This is a genomic window from Rhodobacter sp. NTK016B, assembly GCF_017303295.1.
GTDB lineage: Bacteria > Pseudomonadota > Alphaproteobacteria > Rhodobacterales > Rhodobacteraceae > Pararhodobacter.
Window position 1 is genome coordinate 281,540 of record NZ_JAFKOK010000004.1, and the last position, 19,950, is coordinate 301,489.

The 19,950-nt window shown below is 65.6% G+C and carries 17 protein-coding genes and 1 riboswitch; of the genes, 9 read left to right on the forward strand and 8 right to left on the reverse strand.

Annotation, left to right across the window (positions count from 1 at the left end; translation table 11 throughout):
* Window positions 1-9: 9 nt before the first annotated feature.
* The 6 genes from JI664_RS07525 to JI664_RS07550 form a co-directional block, all read right to left on the reverse strand.
* Entirely contained in the window at window positions 10-1,263 is a 1,254-nt protein-coding gene (locus JI664_RS07525; protein WP_207013109.1) for a sarcosine oxidase subunit beta family protein, read from the reverse strand.
* Complete coding sequence (locus tag JI664_RS07530) at window positions 1,260-3,671, reverse strand: GcvT family protein (RefSeq protein WP_207013110.1); 2,412 nt, start codon at window positions 3,669-3,671, stop codon at window positions 1,260-1,262. Before JI664_RS07530 ends, JI664_RS07525 begins: the two co-directional genes overlap by 4 nt.
* A 314-nt stretch (window positions 3,672-3,985) precedes the next feature.
* The gene (locus JI664_RS07535; protein ID WP_207013111.1) at window positions 3,986-4,696 is read right to left on the reverse strand and encodes a TetR/AcrR family transcriptional regulator; all 711 of its coding nucleotides are present in this window, start codon (window positions 4,694-4,696) and stop codon (window positions 3,986-3,988) included.
* A gap of 39 nt (window positions 4,697-4,735) precedes the next feature.
* A complete protein-coding gene (locus tag JI664_RS07540; protein ID WP_207013112.1) occupies window positions 4,736-6,517 on the reverse strand; it encodes an ABC transporter ATP-binding protein in 1,782 nt (593 codons plus the stop codon).
* Entirely contained in the window at window positions 6,514-8,334 is a 1,821-nt protein-coding gene (locus tag JI664_RS07545; RefSeq protein ID WP_207013113.1) for an ABC transporter ATP-binding protein, read from the reverse strand. Before JI664_RS07545 ends, JI664_RS07540 begins: the two co-directional genes overlap by 4 nt.
* A 226-nt stretch (window positions 8,335-8,560) precedes the next feature.
* Complete coding sequence (locus JI664_RS07550; protein ID WP_207013114.1) at window positions 8,561-9,031, reverse strand: Rrf2 family transcriptional regulator; 471 nt, start codon at window positions 9,029-9,031, stop codon at window positions 8,561-8,563.
* Between the two features lie 120 nt (window positions 9,032-9,151).
* On the opposite strand from JI664_RS07550, the gene JI664_RS07555 reads away from it, so the two are divergent.
* Together JI664_RS07555 and JI664_RS07560 are read left to right on the forward strand one after the other, a co-directional pair.
* Window positions 9,152-10,069, forward strand: a complete 918-nt coding sequence (locus JI664_RS07555) for an NAD(P)/FAD-dependent oxidoreductase (protein WP_207013115.1) — start codon at window positions 9,152-9,154, stop codon at window positions 10,067-10,069.
* Window positions 10,070-10,096: 27 nt separating this feature from the next.
* Complete coding sequence (locus JI664_RS07560; protein WP_207013116.1) at window positions 10,097-10,723, forward strand: class I SAM-dependent methyltransferase; 627 nt, start codon at window positions 10,097-10,099, stop codon at window positions 10,721-10,723.
* 78 nt (window positions 10,724-10,801) lie between these two features.
* Here the strand turns inward: JI664_RS07560 and JI664_RS07565 are convergent, their stop codons facing one another.
* The gene (locus JI664_RS07565) at window positions 10,802-11,341 is read right to left on the reverse strand and encodes a GNAT family N-acetyltransferase (protein ID WP_207013117.1); all 540 of its coding nucleotides are present in this window, start codon (window positions 11,339-11,341) and stop codon (window positions 10,802-10,804) included.
* Window positions 11,342-11,373: 32 nt separating this feature from the next.
* On the reverse strand, window positions 11,374-12,897 hold the full coding sequence (locus tag JI664_RS07570) for an MFS transporter (RefSeq protein WP_207013118.1): 1,524 nt from the start codon (window positions 12,895-12,897) through the stop codon (window positions 11,374-11,376).
* A gap of 78 nt (window positions 12,898-12,975) precedes the next feature.
* Here JI664_RS07570 and JI664_RS07575 point away from each other — a divergent pair, with 78 nt between their 5' ends.
* The 7 genes from JI664_RS07575 to JI664_RS07605 form a co-directional block, all read left to right on the forward strand.
* Window positions 12,976-13,524, forward strand: a complete 549-nt coding sequence (locus JI664_RS07575) for a TetR/AcrR family transcriptional regulator (protein WP_207013119.1) — start codon at window positions 12,976-12,978, stop codon at window positions 13,522-13,524.
* A 189-nt stretch (window positions 13,525-13,713) separates the two neighbouring features.
* Window positions 13,714-13,931: riboswitch (cobalamin riboswitch) on the forward strand.
* 131 nt (window positions 13,932-14,062) lie between these two features.
* Window positions 14,063-15,913 (forward strand): TonB-dependent receptor plug domain-containing protein, encoded by a 1,851-nt coding sequence (locus JI664_RS07580; RefSeq protein ID WP_207013120.1) that lies wholly within the window; start codon window positions 14,063-14,065, stop codon window positions 15,911-15,913.
* A complete protein-coding gene (locus JI664_RS07585; protein WP_286173934.1) occupies window positions 15,888-16,754 on the forward strand; it encodes an ABC transporter substrate-binding protein in 867 nt (288 codons plus the stop codon). Before JI664_RS07580 ends, JI664_RS07585 begins: the two co-directional genes overlap by 26 nt.
* A complete protein-coding gene (locus JI664_RS07590; protein WP_207013121.1) occupies window positions 16,751-17,740 on the forward strand; it encodes a FecCD family ABC transporter permease in 990 nt (329 codons plus the stop codon). The genes JI664_RS07585 and JI664_RS07590 overlap by 4 nt, the downstream gene beginning before the upstream one ends.
* Before the next feature lie 8 nt (window positions 17,741-17,748).
* Window positions 17,749-18,759, forward strand: coding sequence for a DUF6925 family protein (locus JI664_RS07595; RefSeq protein WP_207013122.1), 1,011 nt, complete (start codon window positions 17,749-17,751; stop codon window positions 18,757-18,759).
* Window positions 18,756-19,529 (forward strand): ABC transporter ATP-binding protein, encoded by a 774-nt coding sequence (locus JI664_RS07600; protein WP_349768696.1) that lies wholly within the window; start codon window positions 18,756-18,758, stop codon window positions 19,527-19,529. Before JI664_RS07595 ends, JI664_RS07600 begins: the two co-directional genes overlap by 4 nt.
* A 135-nt stretch (window positions 19,530-19,664) precedes the next feature.
* The coding region (locus tag JI664_RS07605) for a hypothetical protein (RefSeq protein WP_207013123.1) at window positions 19,665-19,950 on the forward strand (286 nt) is incomplete at its 3' end.

Below are 19,950 nucleotides of genomic sequence, written 5' to 3' on the forward strand. Positions count from 1 at the left end.
CGGAAACTCCTAGTGCGCGATACCTGAGCCGGCGGCCTCGTCGATGAGGCGCCCGGTGGTGAAACGGTCAAGGTCGAAGGGCCGCGAGATGTCGTGGTGCTGCCCGGTCGCCAGAAGGTGGGCCAGCAGCGTGCCGCCCGCCGGGATCGCCTTGAACCCGCCGGTGCCCCAGCCGCCGTTCAGGAACAGGCCGGGCAGGGGGCTCTCGCCCAATAGGGGCGAGCTGTCTGGCACCACGTCGACGATCCCCGCCCATTGCCGCATCAGCTTCAGCTGGCGGAAGGCCGGGAACATTTCCAGCAGGCCCCCGATCACCGTTTCCAGCACCGGCAGGTTGCCGCGCTGACCGTAAGACGGCACGCGGTCCAAAGCGCCGCCGATGACGATCTCACCCTTGTCGGACTGGCTGGCATAGGTGCCGGTGCCGGGCGACAGCACCACCGTGTCGAGGATCGGTTTGACCGGCTCGGACACGCAGGCCTGCAGGGCATAGGATGTGACCGGCAGACGGAAACCGGCCTTGGCCGCCAGAACCGACGTATGCCCCGCCACCGCCATGCCGATGCGCTCGGCCCGGACCTCGCCGCGCGAGGTGCGCAGGCCTCGGCAGCGACCGCCCTCGATGATGAAGTCCTCGACCTCGCATTGCTGGATGATGTCGACGCCCAGCCGGGAGGCCGCGCGGGCATAGCCCCAGGCGACGGCATCGTGACGCGCGGTGCCGGCGCGGCCCTGCCAGATGCCACCCAAAGCGGGATAGCGCGCATCCGGTCCGCCGTGATGGATCGGCAGACGCTTGCGCACGGCCTCGGCATCCATCAGCTCGGCATCGGTGCCGTTGATCTGCATCGCGTTGACGATGCGGGCCGACATCTCCATCTCGGCGGGCGTATGGGCGAGGCTGACCATGCCGCGCTGCGACAGCATGATGTTGTAGTTCAGCTCGATCGACAGTTTTTCGTAGAGTTTCAGCGACAGGTCATAGAGCCGCACGCTTTCCGGAAAGAAATAGTTCGAACGCACCACCGTGGTGTTGCGCCCGGTATTGCCGCCGCCGATCCAGCCCTTTTCGATCACCGCGACATTGGTGATCCCGTGGGTCTTGGCAAGGTAGTAAGCGGTCGCCAGCCCCTGTCCGCCGCCGCCGATGATGACGACATCGTAGCGCGGTTTGAGCGGGCGGTCGTCCCAGGCGGGTTGCCAGCCTTTCTGGCCGGTCAACCCTTCCTTGAGGAGAGAAAGCGCGGAATAGTGACGGGTCATTGCCGGATTTTCTGCCCTGAGGGATCATAGGGCGAGGCCGGGATCACCCGCGCGGCGACCTCTTCGGCGACGACGTGCATCGTCAATTCCGTGCCGGGGGCCGAGACCGAGCGGTCGACCATCGCCATGGCGAAGCTGCGGCCAAGGGTGTGCCCATATCCGCCCGAGGTGACGTAGCCCACGCGCTTGCCGTCGTGCCAGATCGGCTCGTACCCGGTGGCGTCGGCATTGGTGGCGTCAACCTCCAGCATGACAACCAGCGTCTGCGGCGGGTTGGCGCGTTCGGCAAGGGCTGCGCCACGGCCGACGAAAGCGGGCTTGTCGAAATCGATGAAGCGGTCGAGCCCGGTCTGCGCCGGCGTGTAGCCTTGCGTGAATTCGCGCGACCAGATGCCGAAGCTCTTTTCCAGCCGCAGCGACAGCAACGCGGCGAAGCCTACATCGCGCAGACCCAGATCCGCGCCCGCCTTCAGGATCGCCTTGCGCAGGCTGGCTTGTTCCAGCGCGCCGCAATTGATCTCGTATCCCAGTTCGCCCGAGAGAGACATCCGCGCGACTTTGGTCCGGAACAGTCCGAAATCCAGCGTGCGGCAGGCCATGAACGGCAGGCCCTTGTGCGACACGTCGTCGGTGGTGAGCCGCTCGAGTATCTTGCGGGCGTTCGGGCCGAACAGCGACAGGCCGGTGGTGGCATCCGTGATGTCGCGCAGGCTGACGCCCTCGGCCATGTGATCCTCGAACCAGCGCATGTGCCATTCGCGCAGGTAATACGAGCCCATGATCCACCAGCTGCCGTCACCCCAGTTGAGCACGGTCAGATCGCCCTTGAGCTTGCCGTTCTGACCCAGCATTGGCGCCAGACGCGCGCGGCCCGGTCCCGGCAGGCGGCAGGCGAGCAGGGTGTCCAGCCACGCCTCGGCGCCCGGCCCGGTGACCTCGTAGCGCGAAAAGGCGGTCATATCGAGCAGCCCCGCGCCTTCGCGCGCGGCGCGGGCTTCGTCGCCGATGATGTCGAACGCGTTCGAGCGGCGCAGCGTCGGTTTCTCGGTAAAGCCCTCGGGTGCGAAATAGAGCGGCTGCTCCAGCCCCCAACCGACGCCCCATTGGCAGCCAGCGGCGCTGAGATCGGCATAGACCGGCGGGGTTTTCAGCGGACGGGCGGCGGGCAGCTGCTCGTTCGGATAGGACATGATGAAGCGGCGCGAATAGAACTGGCCGGTGGTCTGACGGATATACTCGCGGTTGGTGGCGAAATCGCCGTAGCGGGCGATATCCATGCCGAAGATATCGGCCTCGGGCTCGCCATGGATCATCCATTCGGCCAGCGATTTGCCGACACCGCCGCCCTGCAGGAAGCCCGCCATCACGCCGCAGGCGACCCAGTAGTTGCGCGTGCCGCGCACCGGGCCGACCAGCGGGTTGCCATCGGGCGAGAAGGTGAAGGCACCGTTGACCCAGCGCTTGATCCCGGTCGTCTCAAGGCAGGGGAAGCGGCTGAAGCCGAGGCTCAGCTCTTCCTCGATGCGGCCGAGGTCTTCTTGCAACAGCTCGATCCCGAAGTCCCAGGGCGCGCCGTCCATCTGCCAGTGTTTGAAGTCCCGTTCATAAATGCCCAGAAGAAGACCCTTCTGTTCCTGACGGGTATACGAGAACCCCTCGGGGTCGACGATCAGCGGAACCTCGCGGCCCAGTTCGACCAGTTCGGGGATCGATTCCGTCACCAGATAATGGTGCTCCATCGGGGTCACCGGCAGCTCGACCCCGGCCATGCGCCCGACCCGCTTGGCCCACAGACCGCCCGCATTGACCACATGTTCAGCCAGAATGACGCCCTTGTCTGTATGGACCTCCCAGGTGCCATCGGCGCGCTGCGACAGGCTTTCAACCTTGGTGTGTTCAAGGATCGACGCGCCCCGGTTCTTCGCGGCGCGGGCATAGGCATGGACCACGGCCGAGGGGTCGATATGCCCCTCGCGATCGCTCCAGAGCCCGCCGATCACGCCCTCGGTCGAGACGATCGGGCAGCGGCGCTTGATTTCTTCCGGTGAAATCAGCTCCACATCGTCGATGCCCAGCGACTGGAAGGTACGCAGCGAGGCTTTCAGCGCTTCCCAGCGGTCGGGGCCGCTGGCCAGCGTGATGCCGCCGGTCATGTGCATACCGATTTCGATGCCGGATTCCGTGCCGACTTCTTGCAGAAGGTCGATCGTGTAGGACTGAAGCGCCGCAATATTCGGGTCCGAGTTCAGCGCGTGGAAACCACCCGCCGCGTGCCAGCTGGACCCGGCGGTCAGCACGTCGCGTTCGAGCAGGGCGACATCGGGCCAGCCGAACTTTGTCAGGTGATAGGCAACCGAGGCCCCGACCACACCCCCACCGATGATGACGACCTGATACTGCGATTTCATGTGTGCACTCCTGCAGTCGTACGATTCGGCTCTACAGTACACAACTGTACGTCATTTTGGCTACACTGTTCTTGACGATGCTCCGGACAAGAAAACGCCGGGCCTTTGACGAGCAACCATGCGATGTGGAATGAGGATTTCCGCCGTCTGGCGATCGGCATCCCGTAACAGGATGCGCTTGCCGGGCCGCGTCAGGCCAGTCGGTCGCAAGATTTCGGGACGTGAGATGGCGGCGGCTTACGCTGGAGCCAGCGTTTCGGACTTACAGAGGTAAGCCCGCATCCTGGACACTCAGCCGGAGACTTTCGCGGCAATCAGCTCTGGCTCTCGCCACCGGCCGGGCAGCGCAGCGACAAGCCGTCCAGCACGAGGTCACGCTTTTGCTCCCACCAAGCGCGGGACGTGCCTTGCATGACCGCGATCATACCGCCGATCTCTGTGCCTTGCGCGGGGTTCGCGGCAGCCTCGTCCTGCCATACATTGATGATGCGCTGCAGCGGGGTCTCGCCCGCGTCGCCCGCCCTGTTCAGCCCCTGCCAACCCGTGAAGCAATCGCCGGCAAGGTCGATAAGCGTATCCATGGCCAGCACCGCGTCCGGCAGCGAAAAGCCATAGGCCTGAAGCCGGGCGACAGCCTCGGCGAAAGACCGGATGCCCGAGCGCGGCATGACCTGCATGCTTCGGAACGCCTCGGCCAGACCGGGGTTTTTCTCGTAGAGATCCCAGATGGCGTCGGTGATGACGATCAGGTCCTCGCGCCAGCCCGCGCCCATGGTGCCGCGCCATTCGAGATCCGCGACCGCCATTTCGGCAGCCAGCGCCAGAATGGCGTCGCGGTTCTCGACATGGCGATAAAGCGAGGAATGATCGACGCCGAGATGCGTGGCAAGCGCGGTGACCGTCGCCTTGTCGAGGCCCAGCTCCAACGCCGCGCGGGCGATCTGCTCGCGCGACAGCCGGGGCGGACGTCCCCGGCCACGGCGCGGGGGCGTATCCGTTTTCGAAGGCTGGGAGGGCGTCTGCATGGCGCGTGCCTAGCGTATTGCGGCCGGTATCGCCAGCGCTCAGCCGCCCATCTGCCAGCCCGAGGCACGGGCGCGGTGGCTCCACAACCCGGCATAAAGCCCATCGCGCGCCAGCAGATCTTCATGCTGCCCGCGCTCGACAATACGGCCGTTATCGACCACCAGAATCTGGTCCGCCGACTGGATGGTTGAGAGTTTGTGCGCCACGACGATCAACGTGCGGCCTTCGACCAGCCGCGCAAGCCCGGTCTGAATGGCGCGCTCGTTGGTCGGGTCGATGGCGGCGGTGGCCTCGTCCATCAGCACGACGGGCGCATCTTTCAGGATGGCGCGTGCGATGGATATCCGCTGCCGCTCGCCGCCAGACAGGGCGTGCCCGCCTTCGCCGACTTCAGTCTCATAACCCCGGGGCAGGGCGGTGATGAAATCATGCGCCTGCGCGGCGCGCGCGGCTTCCTCGATCTCGGCATCTGTGGCGCCCGGCTTGCCGATGGCGATGTTGTCGCGGATCGTGCCCGAGAACAGATAGACCTGCTGGAAGACAACGGTCACCAGTTCCGCCAGACCCTCCTCGCCGATCCGGGCGACATCGGCACCACCGATGGTGACGCGCCCGGCACTGGCATCCCAGAAACGCGGGATCAGGTTCAGGATCGTGCTTTTGCCCGAGCCCGAGGGGCCGACAATGGCGGTCATCGTGCGCTCGGGCACGCGGAAGCTGACATCGTGCAGCACGTCCTTGTCCGGCGCATAGCCGAAGCGCACGCCCTCGAAGGCGACCTCGTTGCCCATGGGGCGCGCATCGGCGCCGACCGGCAGATCCGGTGCGGAGAGGATGCGGTCCATTCGGATGAGCGAGGCATCGGCCATGCGCACGGCCTCCATCACGCCCAGCAGCGACAGCAGCGGCGCATAGAGCGAGAACAACAGCAAAAGCGCCGTGATCGCCGTGCCTGTTTCCGCCAGCGCGTCCAGCCGCCCGCCCAGAATCCAGATCACCAGCGGTGCGCCCAGCATGACAATCATGCCAAACAGCGCCATGGGCAGCGTCAGTTGCACGACCATGCGGATCGAGATGTCGCGGAAATCGTTAATCGCCTTGCGGAAACTCTCTTGACCCTGCGCGACCTGATTGAAGGCCCGCACCACGCCCATGCCCTGAACATACTCGATCATCCTCGCGCCCGCTTCGGCCTGCATGTCCTGACGTTTGATGCCCAGCCGCGACAATCGCCGCGAGGTGCCGAGGAACACGGGCAGCGCGACGACGATGGAGATTGCAGCCGACAGCGCCACCAGCGGGTCGCGCGACAACAGAACGAGGAAGATCGCCACGGGCAGTCCGAGCGCTTGGGCGATGCGCGGCAGTCCGTCGGAGAAGAAACTCTCGAGCATCTGCATATCCGAGGTGAGCACCGTCACGGTGTCGCCCCGGTGCCGCGCCTGATGGAAACCCAGCGGCAGGTGGCGCAGTTTCTCAAGGATGCTGAGCCGCAGATGCCCCGCGACTTCGTAGGAGGACAACCACGAGGCGCGCGTGGACAGGTAGCCCAGCACGACTTGCCCGAGAAGCGAAAGGGCCATCAGCCCACTTGCCTGCAGGATCCAGATTGTCGTCATCGGTCGCCCCCCGGCCAAGCCGGTGACCACCCAGACGACGACGCCAAAGCTGAGCCCCAGCATCAGGCTTTGCAAAAAGCGCAACAGGATACCCCGCGCGACCCGCCCTTTCAGCGGCCCGGCGAGTTGCCAGGCTCGCTTGAGGCTCTCCAGATCAGACCGGCTTTCGGGGATGCTGATCCCGGCTTCTGTAACGCTCATCGTGCCGCCTCCGTCTCTGCCTCGCCGCGCAGCGGAATGGCCCGCGCGGCCGTGTAGTCGGCCCAGAGCCGGGCATAGAGCCCGTTCTGCGCCACAAGCGCTTCATGGCGGCCGGTCTCGGCGACGCGGCCGTCATCCAGTACCACGATGTTGTCGGCTGCCATGATCGTGTGCAGCCTATGGGCCACGATGATCAGCTTGCGGTCGCGCGCCAATTCGTCCAGCGCCGCCTGAATGGCTGCTTCACTATCGGGATCGGCAAAGGCCGTGGCTTCGTCCAGCACGATGACCCGGGCGTTTTTGAGGATCGCGCGGGCGATGGCCAGCCGCTGACGCTCGCCGCCCGACAGAGCCGCGCCGCCTTCGCCCAGCCGGGTGTCGTAGCCCTCGGGCAAGGCCATGATGAAATCATGCGCCCGGGCCGCCCGGGCGGCGCTTTCCAGCTCCGCACGTGTGGCCCCGGTCTTGCCGAAGCGCAGGTTGTCGGCAATCGTCCCGCTGAAGAGGAACGTGTCCTGGAACACGAAGGCGATCTCCTCCATCAGCTGGTCGAGTGCCATATCGCGGATATCGACGCCGCCCAGCGTGATCCGCCCGCCGCCTACGTCGTGAAGCCGCGGGATCAGCCCGGCCAACGTACTCTTGCCCGAACCCGACGGCCCCACCAGCGCCGTCATCGCCCCGTCGCGCGCTGTGAAGCCAACTCCGCGGATCACCTCGGTCTCGTCGTAGCCGAAGCGCACGTCCTCAAAGCGGATCTCGCGGTCGGGCAGGGTTACGCGGTCGCCGCTATCGGGTTGTTCGGGGGTGGCCAGGACCTCGTCTATCAGGGTCGAAGCCATCGAGAGATGGGCGAGGTTGTGAAACAAGTTGAACAGCTTGATCAGCGGTTGGCTGTAATTCGCGCCGAGGATGACGAACAGGGCAAGCTCGGCCAGACTCAGCGTGCCCTGATGGATCAGGATCATGCCGACGGGCAGGATCACGGTGATATTGGCAATCGCCAGCGTCAGGAACATCGCCCCCAATGTCAGGAAATCGCGCCCCATCTGCGTCTCGATGCGGGCATAGTCGCGCACCGCGTCCGCCGTCTCACCGAGGCTCTCGCCGGTGCGGTTGAACACCTTGATGACCGCCATGCCGGCGAGATACTCGACAATGGCCCCGTTCATGCGTTCGGATGCCGTCTGATAATCGCCCATCCGCCGCGCGCTGCGCTTGACGGCAAGGATCACGCAGACAAACGCCACCACGGTCAGCGCCATCGACGCCAGTGCCATGCGCCAGTCGACGAGCAGCAGCCATACCGTCACCGCCAGCCAGGTGCCCACGCCCGAAATCCCTTCGGGCAGGCCATGCGCGATGAGCACTTCCAGCCGCTCGGGTTCGTCCACGATAAGCCGCTTGGCGCCGCCCGAGCGGTGGCTACTGAACCAACCCATCGGCAGGCGCGCAAGCTGGCGCGCCAATGCCAGCCGCAGCGCGTGGATCAGGCGGAATGCCGCGACATGGCTCAGGCCCAAGGCCAGACCGTTGAGCAGATAACCCGCGACCACAGCCGCCAGAGCCAGCAATGCCCCCAGCCCGAATTGCGCAGGCGTCGCGCTGCCGTCCAGTAGCGCGCTCACGAGCCACCAGACCACCCAGAGGGGAACCAGTTCGAGTGCCACCGCGAGAGTGGCCAGAAGCGCGGCCACAGCCAGAGGCAAGCGGGCCTCCTGTCCATGTCGCATGAGCAGTTTCAGGCTGGCGAAGAAATCCGGGCCGCCTTGGCCCTCGTTTCCTGCTGGCGGATCGACGATCTCAGTGTTCGCCACGATCGGCCTCCAATTCCGACTAAATGAGTCGGCAAAGGATTACGGCCCGGCCTGATAAATTGCAACACTGTGTTTCATAAGAGAGCCACTGAGCGTTTTGGGCCTTCGTGGCAGTGGCCGGGATCGAGATGCAGCGCCACGCGCGACCCGTCCGGCGGCACGGTCTCGATCAGCATGTTTCGCAGATCCGGCGAGGGACGCACTTCGTAGGAGAAGGCGCTCGGCGTCAGCCGCCGCATTCCGGCCCGGTCATCTCCGCCGGAGCCCCCGGCAACTCAGCATATCGCCGCTCGAAATCCTGCGCGACGTCCTCGACGCGGATCGATGCGAATTCCGCGAGCAGGCGTTTCTCGGCCTCCAGCAGCGTCGCATCCATCCGCGCATCGACCGCCTTTTCGACAAGACATTCCGCAGGCTCAGCCTCGGAGCCGATATTGAACAGCGGCGGCTGCCCGACGGCCTCGTACACATCGAGAAGGGTGAAATCGGCGAGGGAACGCGCAAGCTCCCAGCCCCCGCCATGCCCTTTTTCCGAGGTGACAAGACCGCGCTCGCGCAGGCCCGCCATCATCCTGCGCACGACGACCGCATTGGTTGATAGCATGCGCGCGATCTGGTCCGACGTTGCGCGTCCGACATGGCGGTCCATATGGATCAGCACGTGAAGCATGCGGGACATGCGAAGATCGCGGGGCATGAGATTGTCCTGTCTGTGGCCCCCTGTTTTACCAAATCCCACGCAACAATGAAAGTTTCATGTGTTGCCGGCGCAGGACGAATCACGTAACACAGTGAAGTACATCAATGGGAGAGCCCGATGGATTTCGACGTGATCGTTGTGGGCGGGAGCTTTGCCGGCCTCTCTGCCGCCATGCAGCTGGCGCGCGCCCGTAAGCATGTGCTGATCCTGGATACAGGCGAGCCGCGAAACCGTTTCGCGGCAAGCTCGCACGGCTTTCCGGGGCAAGACGGGCAGGCGCCCGCAGAGATCAAGGCGCGGCTGCAGGCAGAGCTTTCGGTTTATGCGACGGTCAGTTTCCGTCAGAGCCGCGCCAGCAAAGCTGAGCGCAGCGGGTCGGGATTCACCCTGTGGCTCGACGACGGGGCGCGGCTCGCTTGTCGGCGGCTAATCCTTGCCTATGGGATGCGGGACCATCTGCCCGATCTGCCCGGGCTTACGGATCGCTGGGGCGCCACAGTGCTGCATTGCCCCTATTGCCACGGCTACGAGCTTGACCAGCAGCCAGTCGGTGTTCTGGCGTTGAACGAACTGGCGATCCATCAGGCGATGATGCTGCCCGATTGGGGGCAAACCACGCTTTTCACTCAAGGGGCGCTGGACCTCTCATCCGAGCAGCGCGCGACGCTGCTGGCGCGGGGCGTTCGGATTGAGGAGACGCCGGTGACAGGTCTGATCGGCGATGCCCCCGCGCTCAGCGGCGTGCGGCTTGCCGACGGGCGGACGGTCCCGCTGGCCGGGCTCTTCCTTGCGCCGCGTGTGACACCCGCCAGCGATCTGGCCGAGCAACTCGCCTGTGCGTTCGAAGACGGGCCGACCGGCCCCTATGTCGCAGTCGATCCGATGAAGGCGGCGTCGGTAACGGGGGTCTTTGCCGCCGGAGATCTTGCCAGCCCGATGGCCAATGCAACGCTTGCCGCCGCTGCGGGCGTCCTGGCTGGCGGGGCGGCCCATCGCTCGCTCATTTTCGATCCCGATCTCGTCGGCAAGGTCTGATCGGCACCAGCATCAAGGATACGCACCATGGACAACAGCTCACCCGATCAGTTCTGGAACGACATCTATCAGAACGGCGCGCGCGGCTCCTCGGGCAAGCCGGGGCTGCTGCTGGCCCAGTTTGCGGCGCCGCTGCGCCCCGGCCGGGCGCTGGAACTCGGCTGCGCGAAGGGCGATGATGCCGTCTGGCTGGCCTCCGAAGGTTGGCAGGTGACGGCGGTAGACATCTCGTCTGTCGCACTGGAACTGGCCGCCGGAAACGCCGCCCGGAAGCGCGTTGCGGACCGGATCGTGTTTGAGCGGCACGATCTGTCACTCAGCTTCCCCGAGGGGCGCTTCGATCTGGTGACGGCCAGTTTCTTGCACTCGCCTCATGACTGGCCTCGCTCTGACGTGCTGGCGCGCGCGGCCGCCGCCGTAGCGCCCATGGGCCACCTGCTGATCGTCGAGCATGGCACGCGGGCGCCTTGGTCGTGGTCGCCGGAAGGCACGCGATTTCCTACCGCCGAAGACACGCTGGCAGAGATGCGTCTGCAGCCGGACGCGTGGCAAAGGCTTTGCATATGCCGGATCGCGCGCGAGGCGAGGGGCCCCGAAGGACAGACCGCGCGGGTCGAAGACAACGTGATCTTCTTGCAGCGCGGCGATGGTTGATCCCGTGCCGTCATCGGCGCTGCCTCCTCCGACTTTAGCTTGCCGGCGTTCTTCTGCCCCGGACCTGGCCCGACGGCCTTATCCGCCGCCGAGGGCTTCCCATTCCCGGCGCAGAAGAGCGTATTGCAGGGTGTTTTCGTAAATCGGCTGACCGGCATCATCCTTTCTGAAGGAAACGTAGTCAAGAAACAGCCCCTCTTTCCGCATGCCCAACCGCTCGCAGAGCCTCTGCGAGGGGTGGTTGTGATCCTCCACATACGCGTAGAGACGGCGCGCGGAAAGATCGTCGAACAGGTGGGCAAAGAGCGCACGCGCCGCTTCAAACGCATAGCCTTGTCCCGAAAACGCCGGATTGAAATTCCACCCGACCGCGACGGTATCGTCTTCGACATGCGCGAACAGATCTCCGATCAGCTGATCGGTGTCCTTGAGGGCGACGGCGATCTGTTCGTCATCGTCGCTGCGCTTGACGGCTTCGGCTTCGGCAGCGTCTCTGTCCCGAAGCGTCAGCGACAGAAAGCAGCTTGCGACCGGCGCCTGCAGATAGGCGAACAATCGGTCAGCGTCTTCGCGGCGAAAGTTCCTGAGAACAAGGCGCTCTGTTTCAATCGGATTCATGGGCTCGGGTCTTCCGCTGGAGCGGCACAGGGTCAATGGTTCGTGGCGCGGGCGGCGTGACGCGGCCCGGCCAGCGCGATGTAGACCACCACCGCGAGAGCCATGATCACGGCCGCCGCGAAGGTCAGCAGATCGGTGTGGGTCTGCGAAAAGGCCGCCTTACCCGCGAGGATCAACGCCGCGCCCTGATCATCGGGCAGCCCTGCGGCGACGAGATAGGTGTCGCCGATGCTGCGCGCGGCTTCAGAGGCCAGTTCGGGCGACAGGCTCACGGGCAGCTCGATGGCGCGGGCGAAAGTGCTGGTCATGAAAACACCGAAAAAGGTGATGCCAAGACCCGTGCCCAGCTCGTATCCCGTGGCTTCGAGCGAGCCTGCCGCGCCGCCATTCTCGGCCTCGACCGCGCCCATGATCGCAATGGACGAGGCCGTCAGCCCGATGCTCAGGGTCAGCCCCAGCATGGCCAGCGCCAGCGGCACATGCAGGCCCGGATCGTGGAAATCCTGCCGGGCCAGGAAAAACAGGGTGACAGCGCCGATCGCAAGGGACAGGCCCGCCACGCGGCGCAGGCCGAACCGGTTCGAGAGCCAGCCAGCAATCGGACCCCCGACGGCCGCAGCCGCCATGATGGGAACCATGAAAAGACCGGCCTGCAACGGCGTCTTGCCCAGAACGTATTGTAGCTCTTGCGCCAGTGTCAGTTCGACCCCGGCCAGCGCGCCCGACGCGACCAGTGCCATCAGCAGGCCCGCAAAGATGGCCGGACGCGACAACAGTGACAGTTCCAGCATCGGCTCGGGCGCGCGCAACTGCATGCGCACGAAGAGCGCCAGCGCCGCCGCGCCAAAGCTGGTCACGCCGGCGATGACCGGCAGCGTGTGCTTGCCCCCGAAGCCCGCCTTGATGCCATAGACGAGCGCGATCATGCCGACGATCAGCAGCAAAGCCTGCCCGATGGGCCAGTGTCCGGGCGTGGTGCGCTCAGTGCGCGGCAGCAGCAGAAAGCAAGCGGGCGCGACGACCAGCATCACCGGCACATTGATCAGAAAGACCGATCCCCACCAGAAATGCTCCAGCAACGCACCGCCGATCAGCGGCCCGACCGCTGCCCCCGCCGCACCGACCGTGCCCCAGAGACCAAGGGCCATGGCGCGTTCGTTCGGATCGTCGAAGGTCTTGCGGATCAGGCCAAGAACGCAGGGCATGATCATCGATCCCCCAAGCGCAAGGACCACGCGCGCCGCGATCAGCTGAGCCGCATTCTGGGCAAATGCGGCGCCGGCCGAGGCCGCAGCAAACACAATCAACCCCGTCAGCAGGATCCGGCGGTTGCCGACCCGGTCCGACAGCGTGCCCATCGGCACCAGCAGGCCCGCCATCAGCAAGGGGTAGATATCGATGATCCACAGGACCTCGGTCGCCGATGCGGACAGGGCCTGCGTCAGGCGGGGCACAGCGACATGCAGGATGGTCATGTCCAGAACGACCGGCAAAAAGGCCAGCATGACCGCCAGCAGGACAAGCCAGCGCTTGGGATCGGGGCGAGGGGCGGACATGGAGCACCTGTTGTTTCCGTTGCACGCGCCGATATAAATACATACGTATGGATTGCAATACGACAGAGGGAAAACGGAATGGGCCGGACACCGACCATCTCGCGCGACGGTTTACTGGACGCCGCCGAAGAGATTGTGCGCAGCCATGGCGGCAATGCGCTGACGATTGGCGCGCTGGCGCAGGCGGCGGGCATCTCGAAAGGCGGGGTCCAATATTCCTTTGCCAGCAAGGACGCGATCATTCGCGCGCTGATCGAGCGCTGGACCCGCCAATTCGACGCGCTGCTCGGCGATCACCTTGAGCAGGATCCGGTCCGTTTCGTCCTTCGCTACATCACCGCGACCCGTGCCTCGAACGAGGCGATGAACGCAAAGATGGCCGCGCTGCTGGTCAGCTATCTCGAGGATCCCGCGAACCTGCAGGAGACCCGCGACTGGTATCACAGCATCTTCGCGCGCCTGAACGGAAATGGACCCGAGGCCCGCGCCGCGCGGGTTGCCTTTCTGGCCGTCGAGGGGCTGTTCCTCATGCGGATCAACGGCATTGATTGGGATGGAAGCTGGACGGGATTGTTGGACGATGTGGAAGCGGTCTTGCGAACCCTGACCGATATAGAAAGCGAATAACCGTTTTCCCGGCACCGCCTTGATTCCTGTCGGCGCGACCAGAAGCGCGTCTGTCGAGGATGCCCCCGGCCTGAGCCCCGCATAGACATTCAGTGGCGGGCTGATCGGGGCGATCGGCAGGTCGTCTTGCGGAGTGTCCGCGCGCAATTTCCTGGCGCAGCTTCGCTTGACCTGTGGGTCGCGTCAATGTTAGCCAATCCCTGTTCCGGTTCTTGCGCGGTTTCACCGTGCAGGACGCAAGAAGGGAACCCGGTGCGCGCTTGAGTTCTAGGCGCAATTCCGGGACTGCCCCCGCAACTGTGAGCGGCGAGCGCGGTCGGATATGCCACTGGGGCTTCAGGCTCCGGGAAGGCCCGGCCAAGCGATGACCCGCAAGTCAGGAGACCTGCCGGCACATCACCCTGTTCCGGGCGCGGAGGGCGCCAGGGCAACGGCCATGCCGTCGCGGTGAATTTCACCCGCGGCGGTTTCTTGACCCCGCACATCGTTGTCCAGACGGCACCCGTTCCGGGTGCCTGCGCATCCGTTCGGGGGTTCCATGCGCCTATTGCTTTCTGCTGTCTCCATTCTGGCTCTGACGCCCGGTCTTTCCGGCGCGCAAACTTACTACGACCTCGGCACGCTGATCGTCAGCGGTGGCCTGACGCCTGTCGAGGAAGACAATCTCGGCCGCGCCGTCACCGTTGTGACCGAGCAAGACATCGAGGAACGCGGTCTTATCACGGTGCAGGAGGCCCTGCGCGCGCTGCCCGGCGTGTCGGTCAGCGGGTCGGGCGACAACTTCACGCAGGTCCGCATCCGGGGGGCCGAGGTCAATCACACGCTGATCCTGATCGACGGGATCGAAGCGGCGGGCGGGGATGGTGAATACACCCTCAGCGGGTTGGAAACCGCCATGATCGAACGCATCGAAGTGCTGCGCGGCCCGCAATCCGTGGTCTATGGCTCGAATGCGTCGGCGGGCGTCATCAATATCGTCACCCGCCGTGCAACGCCCGGCCTGACGCGCGCGTTCACGCTGGAAACCGGCGCCGCGCATCGGGCGGCAGGGTTTCTTGCCTGGCGCGGGGACAGGGGCGGCATCTCGCTGGCGCTGGCGCATCTCCATGACCTTGGCTACGACAATTCGGGCGACGGCGGCGAGCGCGACGAGATCCGCCGGTCAACGGCTATCCTGTCGGGCGACTATGCGCTGACCGACGATCTGACCGTGGATTTCACCCTTCGCCGGTCGCGCGAGTATTCCGATTACGATTCGACAAATTATCTGGCGACCGATCCCGGTTCCTATGTCGTCGACGATCCCACCCAGTTCAGCGAGGTCGACGAGCTGACAGCGGGGATCGGTGTGACCTATGCGATGGCAGGCGGTCGGCTGGTGCATCGCCTCTCGCTCGCCACGACGCAGAACTCCCGAAGCAATAATGGCGCCGTGCCCATCGAAACGCAGACCAATGCCGCGCATTACCGTCTGAGCTTCGGGCTGGACGGTGCGCCGGTCGAGACCAGCGCGCATCTGCTGAACGCCATGCTGGAATGGGAGCAGGATTCCAGCAGCTCGAACCCGCTTTATGACCGTGCCAGCACGTCGTTTGCGCTGGAATACCGGGGCGAGTTCGGCGGCCTCTCCGTGCAGGCCGGCGCGCGTTACGATGACAACGAGGTCTTCGAAGACGCCACGACATGGACGCTCGCTGCGGCCTATGATTTTGGCGGCGGCTGGAGGGTTCATGGCTCGGCCGGAACCGGCGTCGTGAATCCCAGCTATTTCGAGCTCTATGCGAACGATTTCGGTTATGTCGGCAATCCCAACCTGAGGCCCGAGCGCAACCGCTCGATCGATCTCGGGCTCGAAATGCCGGTCGGCACGAATGGCATGGTCGACGTGACCCTGTTCCACGAGGTACTGACCGACGAGATCACCGCCGTTTCGACCGGACCGGGCACCTTTTCTTATATCAACCAGATCGGTGAAAGCCCGCGTCACGGGGTGGAGATCAGCGGTCGCACGCAGGTCACGGACGCGCTTTCGCTGCGCATGGCCTATACTTGGCTTGACGCCGAAAACCCCGATGGCAGCGTCAAGATCCGCCGTCCCCGGCACGAGCTGTCCATGGGCGCGACATGGGCCTTCGCGCAGGGACGGGGCAGCCTCAGCGCCGATCTGCGCCATGTCCGGGGCAATTGGGACACCCAGTTCTGGGGCGCCTATTCCACGGTCGAACTGCCAGCCTACACCACCGTCGATCTGGCCGCTCAATACGATCTGACCGACCGCGTGACGCTGGTGGGGCGGGTGTCGAACCTGTTCGACGCCGACGTGATGGATGTGTGGGGCTACGCAGGACGGGGGCGGTCGGCTTATGTCGGTCTTCGCGCGCGCTTCTGAGGGGTTGGCGTTGATGCTGGCGCTGGTCTTTGGGACCGGCGCCGCTGGCGCTCAGACGACACCACCCGCGCGGGTGGTGTCGATGAACCTGTGTACCGATCAACTGGCGCTGATGCTGGCGGCGCCCGGGCAGCTGGTCTCGGGAAGCTATCTTGCGCATGACGGTGTGGTGGCCCCTTTGCGTGACGCCGCGCGCTCGCTGCCCGCCAATCGCGGGCTGGCCGAAGAGATCTACCTGCTGCAACCTGACCTCGTTCTGGCCGGCCGCTATTCGACCGTTGCCACGGTCGCCATGCTGCAACGCTTGGGCGTGCCGGTGATCCGTTTCGAGCCGGAATACAGCCTGGACGATATCGAGGATGCCTTGGCCCAGATGGGTACGGCTTTGGGGCGTGAGACCGAAGCCGAGGCGCTGATCGCCGATTTTCGGGACGACCGCGCACGGCTGGCCGCCTATCAGGCGCAAGTCCGCGCCGGAACCGAGGTTCCGCGCGCGGTTCTCTATTCCGCGCGCGGGTGGACCGGCGGGTCGAACACGTTGTCGGGCGACATTCTGCGCGCGGCGGGTCTGCGCAATCTCGCGGATGAGATGGGCTTTGAATGGGGCGGCATGGTGGCGCTGGAAACGCTGCTGATGGCCGATCCCGACCGGCTGATCCTGGGTCAGCCCGCCCGCAACCCCGAGGGCTGGTCCGAGGCCCGCGCTCTTCTGCACCACCCGGCTCTGCGCCACAGCCGCGCCTTTCGCGCCGGGGTCGCGGCGAATGACCGTGACTGGGTCTGCGGCACGCCTTTCGTGCTGGATGCCGTCGCCCGGCTCATCGACGAGACCACACCATGAGCCGCCTGCTTGTTCCCGCCCTGTTGACGCTCGTGGTTTTGTTGTTCGTGGCGTCGCTCCTGATCGGCCCCGCCGCGGTGCCGGTTGCCGACAGCCTGTCTGCCCTGATCCGGGGTGACGGGGGGCCGATGACGCTGGTGATGCGCGAACTACGCCTGCCGCGTGCGGTTCTGGCGACGGCAATCGGTGCGGGGCTCGGGCTGTCCGGGGCGGTCATGCAGGGCTACCTGCGCAATCCTCTGGCCGAGCCGGGTTTGCTGGGTGTCTCTGGCGCGGCGGCGCTGGGGGCAGTGCTTGCGCTGCAAACGGGCCTCGCTGCGGCCATGGCACTGGCCCTGCCGCTGGCGGGTTTGGGCGGCGCCTTCGCCGCGGTGCTGGTGCTGGCACTGCTGGCCGGACCTGCGGGGGGCGCGCTGACGCTGATCCTCGCCGGGATCGGCGTCTCGGCGCTGGCGGGTGCCGGACTGGCGCTGGTGCTGAACCTGTCGCCCGATCCCTTCGCCGCGCAGGAGATCGTCTTCTGGCTCATGGGGTCACTTGCCGACCGCTCGTGGAGCCATGTCGCCCTTGCATTGCCTTTCGTTGTGCTGGGATGCGCTCTGCTGCTGACGCAGGCGCGCGCGCTTTCAGCCCTGACACTGGGCGAAGATGCCGCCGCCTCGATGGGGGTCAGTCTTGGCCGTCTGCGCGGTGTCGTTCTTCTGGGCACGGCGGCGGTGGTCGGCGGCGCGACCGCCGTTGCCGGTTCCATCGGCTTCATCGGTCTCATGGTGCCCCACATGCTGCGCCGGGCCACGCACGGCGATCCCGCGCGCCTGCTGCCTGTCTCGGCCCTTGGTGGTGCGGCGATGCTGCTGGCTGCGGATATCGCCGTCCGCCTGATCCTGCCCGGGCGCGACCTGAAGCTGGGGGTGCTGCTGGCGATCCTCGGCGCGCCCTTCTTCCTGCTGCTCATCCTGCGCACCCGTTTCGCGCAAAACGCCTAAGGTCTGTCATGAATCTTCCAACGACCGTAGCCCTTCTCGAACGCCATCTCGCCGATCCCGGCAACGGCTGGTCCATGGGGTCTTTCGGCGCCATCGCCGAATTCCGGCATGACCCCGACGAACCTTCCGCCACCGAGCCGCTGATGCGCGTCACCGATCGCGGCGGCATCCGTTTGTCGTTGCCGCCCGAGCTGCAGCCCGTCGCTTGCGAAACGCTCTCGCCGCGGGCCGGGCGCTGGGGGCAGGCGCTGATGCTGTGTCTGCCGACGGACGCCGCTGCCATGAAGCGGCGCGATGTCTTGACCGAGCTTGGCCCCGACCGGGAAGCGCTGCGCGTCGTGGATCAGTCGGCAGTTCTTTTTGATATGGGTCTTGCCCAGCCGCAGGTCGATTTCTGCATCCGCACGGCGAATCCGGACCTTGTCGAGGTCTTGCGCGCGCAGGCCGGCCGGCCGTTGATGGAGCCCGGCAACCCCGCGATGGGGGCTATCCTCGCGGCGCATCCGCACCGTGTCGCGCTGACCCGCCTCGGCCGGGTCGAGGTGTTCCAGAAGATTGGCGGTCCCGATACCGGCGGCGTGTCCCCCCCGGGACCGCATACGCATGTGCTGCCGCAGCTGCTTCGCGCCGGCCGGACACATTCGGCCAACCAGACCATTCCCGCAGGACTGGTGCCCTGCGCCGGGCTCTATCCCGCCAGTCCTTTCACCGATGCCGAAGGTCGCGAGAAGCCCTATGACCCCGAGGCCGCGCGGGCCTGGACCTGGCTCTATGAGCGCTTCGGCCCGTCGGATCTGGTCATGCTGAAGACCGAACTCGGCCAGCATCTGCGCGCGGGCGTCACCCCGGATGTCCTGATCCTGCCGGAAGGGCGCGAACAGCGGCGCGCGCTCAGGGTGGGGATCCGGCAGGCGGCACGCGACGATCATTTCGACGCCGAACTGGTCCGCGTCTGGTCGCTGATGCATGACGGCGGGATCGAAGCCATCGAGGACACCCCCGAAAGGCTGGGACATTGACCGGGCCGCTGCTCGAACTGCGGGAACTGAGCGTTGCCCGGCGCGCTCGTGCCCTGCTGTCCGACGCATCGCTCGCACTCGGGCCTGGGGAATGCGTCGGGCTGATAGGCCCGAACGGAGCGGGCAAGACGACACTCATGCGTGCGGCGCTCGGATTGCTTCGGCATCGCGGGCACTCATCTTTGGCCACTATGCCTGCACTGGCGCGGGCAAACCATGTGGGCTTCCTGCCGCAGACCCGGGCCGTGGCCTGGCCCATGCCCGTACGGGACGTGGTCGCGCTGGGATTGCTTCCGCACCGAAGGCAGGGGTCCGCCTTGCCGGACGTCGCGGCCCGACGGGTCGAAACAGTTCTCGAGGATCTCGGGCTGATGGCCTTCGCGCACAGACCGGCGACCGAGCTATCGGGCGGGGAACTGGCACGCGTTCTTCTGGCCCGGGTGCTGGTCCAGAACACGCCCCTGATCTTCACCGACGAACCCGCCGCCGGCCTGGATCCGGCGCAGCAGATAGCGCTGATGCAGCGGTTTCGGCAGCTGTCAGATGCGGGGCAGGGGATCCTCGTGTCGTTGCACGACCTCGGGCTGGCGGCTCGCTACTGCACCCGGCTGGTGATCCTGCAGCAGGGCCGCATCGTGGCCGATGGACCACCCGACGCCGTTCTGACGCCAAACCGCATGGCCGAGGTCTTCGGCTTGCGGGCCGGGTTCGTCGAAACCGGCGACGGCCGCTTTCTGGTGCCGCTGGCCCTTGCCGAAGCAACGCGATGACCCGCGCAAAGCCGTATTGCCTCGCGTTTCGACGATACTGCGAAAACGGCGGGTTCTTCGTAACGGCCCGCTCTCCAATTCCGCTGGCAAAGGGTCTGGCGGGTTTCCTTCAAACGGATGGTCAACGGAACTGAAATGACGATCTCTTCTCGTATCCTGCCCTTTGCGTTTTTCCTGACGGCGACCAGTGCCTCCGCGGATCCGGTCTTTCTCGAGCTCAACGCCTTATACCCCCGCGACGGGGCTTGTCAGATGGTGTTTGTGGCGCAGAACGATTCGGGGGGGGATCTTCAGCGGCTGGTGCTGGAGGCGGTGCTGTTCGACATCGAGGGTCGGGTGGCGGCGCTGACATTGCTCGATATGCAAGACCTGCCCGCCGGGCGGATGCGGGTGCGGTCGTTCGAGATCGGCGGGCTGGCCT